This window comes from Vibrio sp. V42_P2S4T144 (genome assembly GCF_009904715.1).
GTDB classification, from domain to species: Bacteria; Pseudomonadota; Gammaproteobacteria; order Enterobacterales; family Vibrionaceae; genus Vibrio; species Vibrio alginolyticus.
Genome location: NZ_WXWS01000383.1, coordinates 1 through 3,735, shown reverse-complemented (window position 1 = coordinate 3,735; position 3,735 = coordinate 1). Strand labels below are relative to the sequence as shown.

Sequence of the window (3,735 nt, the reverse complement as noted above, 5' to 3'; positions counted from 1 at the left end):
CATCTATGGTAACTGTTACATGCGTGACAGAAGCGTTTCCTATCGACAACGTCGAATACCACTTTGGGTTACGCCAATCTAACTCCAATACATGAGCAAGAATCATACGAATGACGCCACCATGCGTGACGATAAGTAGATTGTCATTGATATCGTTGATGATTTGAGACCAAACGCGACATATGCGCTCAGAAAATGTGCTTAAGCTCTCAGCATTCGGCAACGTATGTTGTGCTGGCGATTGCCAAAAAGCATCTAGCTTTTTCCACTGCTCAGTGAGCATATCAAAAGGCATACCATCAAAATCACCAAATGCCATCTCTTGTAAAGACTCATCCGTCATTACTGGTAATAATTGCTGTTCAGCAATGATGTTTGCCAGTTCTTGACAGCGTGAAAGCGGAGAAGAAATTATTCCTCCCACACCTCGTCCACTCTCGGCCCAAGCCCGAGCAATACTCTCTTGATCAGCAGGCGTAACTTTTACATCTGTTTGGCCATGGAGTCCTGGTGGAGCGTCTACTTTTCCATGACGCACAAGATAGATATTGAGTGTTTTCATTTTGTTCCATCCTACTCTTTAAGAACCAACGGCAAACCAGCAGCAACAAAGGTAACGCGATGGCAAACACTGGCTAGTTTTTGATTCATCCGTCCTGCATTATCCACAAAATAACGACTAACCGCCCCCAAAGGTACAATGCCCATTCCAACCTCGTTAGAGACGAATATTAACGTCGCATCTGAGCCACGCACCACCTGTATAAGCTTTTCAATTTCTGCTTCTAGCTTCTCATTGGAACATTCATCACCTAACTCAAATATCCAATTGTTGAGCCACAAGGTTAAACAATCGACCAATACAACATCGGTGGTAGCGAAATTTGTCAGTAACTCAGATAAATGAAGCTGGCATTCATGCTCTTGCCACTCGCCCCCGCGTTGCTTTTGATGATGCGCTATTCGCTCTCGCATTTCTTGGTCAAATGGCAGCGCGGTTGCAACATAGTGTAATGCTCGCTGAGAAGCGACCGATAATTGCTTAGCTGTTTTTTCTGCCAAATGCGACTTCCCAGAGCGCGCGCCACCGAGTATCAATTGCTTCATGAGGAGTGATACAACCCAATCATAGTGAGATAAACAAGCAGTTCCGATAGCTGCTGCGCTGCGCCAAGGCAATCCCCCGTAAAGCCGCCAATTCGCTTGGTTAACCAACGTTTGAACATCAAACGAAATACCACGAGAACAAGCGATATCAAGATCGCATCCGCGAAACCAAGCACAAGCAATGTTACGCCACCAGTAAACAACAAAATGGAGACTTCTAGAGAAGACTGGCGACTTGCTAGCGGTTTACTTTTCGACGTATCACTGTCACTGACATAAGGTATGTCATAAATAAGCGTCGCTGCTAGTGCTCGGCTTGCGGTGTAAGCGACGACAATGATCAACCAAAAGTGCGGCAAGTTCGCCAGTTCACTCCAAAAAACATACTTAGCCAATAACGCCATAATGAGAGTGGCGGCACCATAAGTGCCAATACGACTGTCTTTCATAATAGAGAGGCGTCGCTCTACGGTCATGCCACCGCCAATGCCATCCGCCATATCGGTCAAGCCGTCTTCGTGAAAAGCCCCAGTTAACAATAAGCTAAACACCATCGTTAATACTATGGCAACCGACTCTGGGAAAAAAATTGAGGTGAGCGAGAATACCAAAGCGCAAAGTGCTCCAAGCACGAGACCAACTAACGCAAAGTAACGGCCTGCCTGATTCATGCGTTCTTCACTGTAAGGCAACGCTTGGGGCACGGGTAAGCGGCTAAAAAAACTGGTAGCTAATAGAAATAACTCCCACTGGTATCTTAACGATGACGGCGTGACTTTCTCAGAATTATCAGGGACTGACACTATACTGTAACTCCTGCACTCTCGAAGCTCGCCATTTTGTTGTAAAACTGAGCGGCAGCTTTTAACAAGGGTAAGGCAAGAGCGGCTCCTGTTCCCTCCCCTAGCCGTAAACCAAGGTCGAGCAGAGGTTCTGCTTTAAGATGTTCCAATACAAATTTATGTCCATTTTCTTCAGAGCGATGGGCAAACAACATGTATTCACGCGTTTCTTCGTCTAACAACGTCGCAATATAAGCCGCTACCGATACGATAAACCCATCCACTAAAACTGGAGTTTTAAGCCGCTTGGCTTCTAAAAAAGCGCCCACCATTTGTACGATTTCAAAGCCCCCAACCTGTGCGAGAATCGCTTTGGTATCAAGACCTCGACATCGGTTTACCCCCTGTGCTACCAGTTTATATTTGCGGCTCAACTGCTGTTGATTGATTCCGGTGCCAACGCCAACACAATAATCAATATCTAATGAGCTCAGCGCCGATAACAGTGCTGAGGCCGAACTGGTATTACCGATGCCCATCTCGCCGAACATCAAGAGGTTTGAACCATGCAAAATGGTATGCTCAGTAATCTTCGCACCATATTCTAAACCTAACGCCACTTGTTCTGGGGACATCGCTGATTGTTTAGAAAAATTAGCCGTACCGTTACCCAACCGTTGTTCAACCAAGTTGGGATGGGATTTAAATTCTGGAACCAGCACATCGATAGGAGCCAACATGCCGCAATCTATTACTTTGAGTTGAATGCCATTAATGTCGCAAAAACAGTTGATGGCTGCGCCGCCAGCGAGAAAGTTAGCCACCATTTGCTGAGTGACTTCGCTTGGCGCAATGCTCACGCCCTCCTCTGCAACGCCGTGATCTCCAGCAAATACCAGCATGCTTGGTTTGCAGATAGCGATGGAATCAACTGGCTGAGGTTTATTCTGACTTTGAATAAGAGCTAACTGCAGTGCCACCTTTTCCAATAAGCCTAAAGAACCGACGGGTTTGGTTTTGTTATCTATGCGTGCTTGTATCTCCGCAGCAAAAGAGTCATCCATTTTTTACGTTCCTTTGATGTTGTCTGGGTGAGAGGTGTTCTGTTGTTCAAGAGGTCTTGTTCAGCGACAGTTTTTGCGCGCCCACTATTGTATACACTTGCATCCAATTGGGGCAGCGCTAATCAAGTTTATCTCAGGATAGTCTGCCGAGTTCGCAGAGCGTCTCACCTTTCTTGCACGAGATTATAAGTAACTCGTTGAAATCCGCTACAATAGCTTAGACTATGTTCCCATATAGGAGAAAAGATATGGATAACAACACCTGCGCAATCATCGCCGGTGCAACTGGCTTAGTAGGCTCAAAAGTCATTGCAAACCTCATAAATCAATCAGGTGTTGGAACATTATATTATCTTTCTCGCCGCCCACTCGATGGCGTCCTAGATGTGGACAACAAGCTTATTCCTCTCATTGATGCAGACCTTTCTATCCACCAATGGGATGAGAACCAACCAACACCAACCATCGGCTTTATCTGTTTAGGCACGACCCTTAAGCAAGCAGGCAGTAAGGATAATTTGCGTAGAGTAGATGTTGATCTGGTGTGCAAAGTCGCCCAACAAATGAAAACAATCGGAGTCAAACGCCTTGCGGTTGTTTCTAGCCTCGGTGCAAATAGTAAATCGCCATCCCATTACTTAGCTTGTAAAGGACAAATGGAACAACGAATCGAAGCTATGGATTTTGAGGAAATCGTATTTGTTCGCCCAGGCCCGCTTGTTGGTCAACGTCAAAACCCAAGAATGGACGAGAAGTTAGTACAAACTCTGTTTAAGGTAATT

General features: G+C 45.8%; 5 protein-coding genes. 1 reads left to right on the top strand and 4 read right to left on the bottom strand.

Translation table 11 applies throughout. The annotated features are described in order from the left end of the window. The 4 genes from cobC to cobT all read right to left on the bottom strand — a co-directional run. Positions 1–562 (bottom strand): alpha-ribazole phosphatase (gene cobC / locus CAG68_RS12935; protein ID WP_161441233.1); only part of this gene is annotated, 562 nt, incomplete at its 3' end. Positions 563–573: 11 nt separating this feature from the next. Then, positions 574–1,107 carry a bifunctional adenosylcobinamide kinase/adenosylcobinamide-phosphate guanylyltransferase gene (cobU, locus tag CAG68_RS12930; protein ID WP_005389806.1) on the bottom strand — a complete coding sequence of 178 codons (534 nt, stop codon included), beginning with the start codon at positions 1,105–1,107 and terminating at the stop codon, positions 574–576. Beyond that, complete coding sequence (locus CAG68_RS12925; protein WP_054729864.1) at positions 1,104–1,910, bottom strand: adenosylcobinamide-GDP ribazoletransferase; 807 nt, start codon at positions 1,908–1,910, stop codon at positions 1,104–1,106. The genes cobU and CAG68_RS12925 overlap by 4 nt, the downstream gene beginning before the upstream one ends. Further along, positions 1,910–2,953: a nicotinate-nucleotide--dimethylbenzimidazole phosphoribosyltransferase gene (gene cobT / locus CAG68_RS12920; RefSeq protein ID WP_086046687.1), complete on the bottom strand. Its 1,044-nt coding sequence runs from the start codon at positions 2,951–2,953 to the stop codon at positions 1,910–1,912. Before cobT ends, CAG68_RS12925 begins: the two co-directional genes overlap by 1 nt. Positions 2,954–3,201: 248 nt before the next feature. Here cobT and CAG68_RS12915 point away from each other — a divergent pair. Beyond that, a partial coding sequence (locus CAG68_RS12915) for an NAD(P)H-binding protein (RefSeq protein ID WP_161441232.1) occupies positions 3,202–3,735 on the top strand: 534 nt, incomplete at its 3' end.

What these genes read in the sequence shown, in the direction of transcription:
- cobU (WP_005389806.1), bottom strand. Translation starts at nt 1,107, where the DNA reads ATGAAGCAATTGATACTCGGTGGCGCGCGCTCTGGGAAGTCGCATTTG.
- cobT (WP_086046687.1), bottom strand. Translation starts at nt 2,953, where the DNA reads ATGGATGACTCTTTTGCTGCGGAGATACAAGCACGCATAGATAACAAA.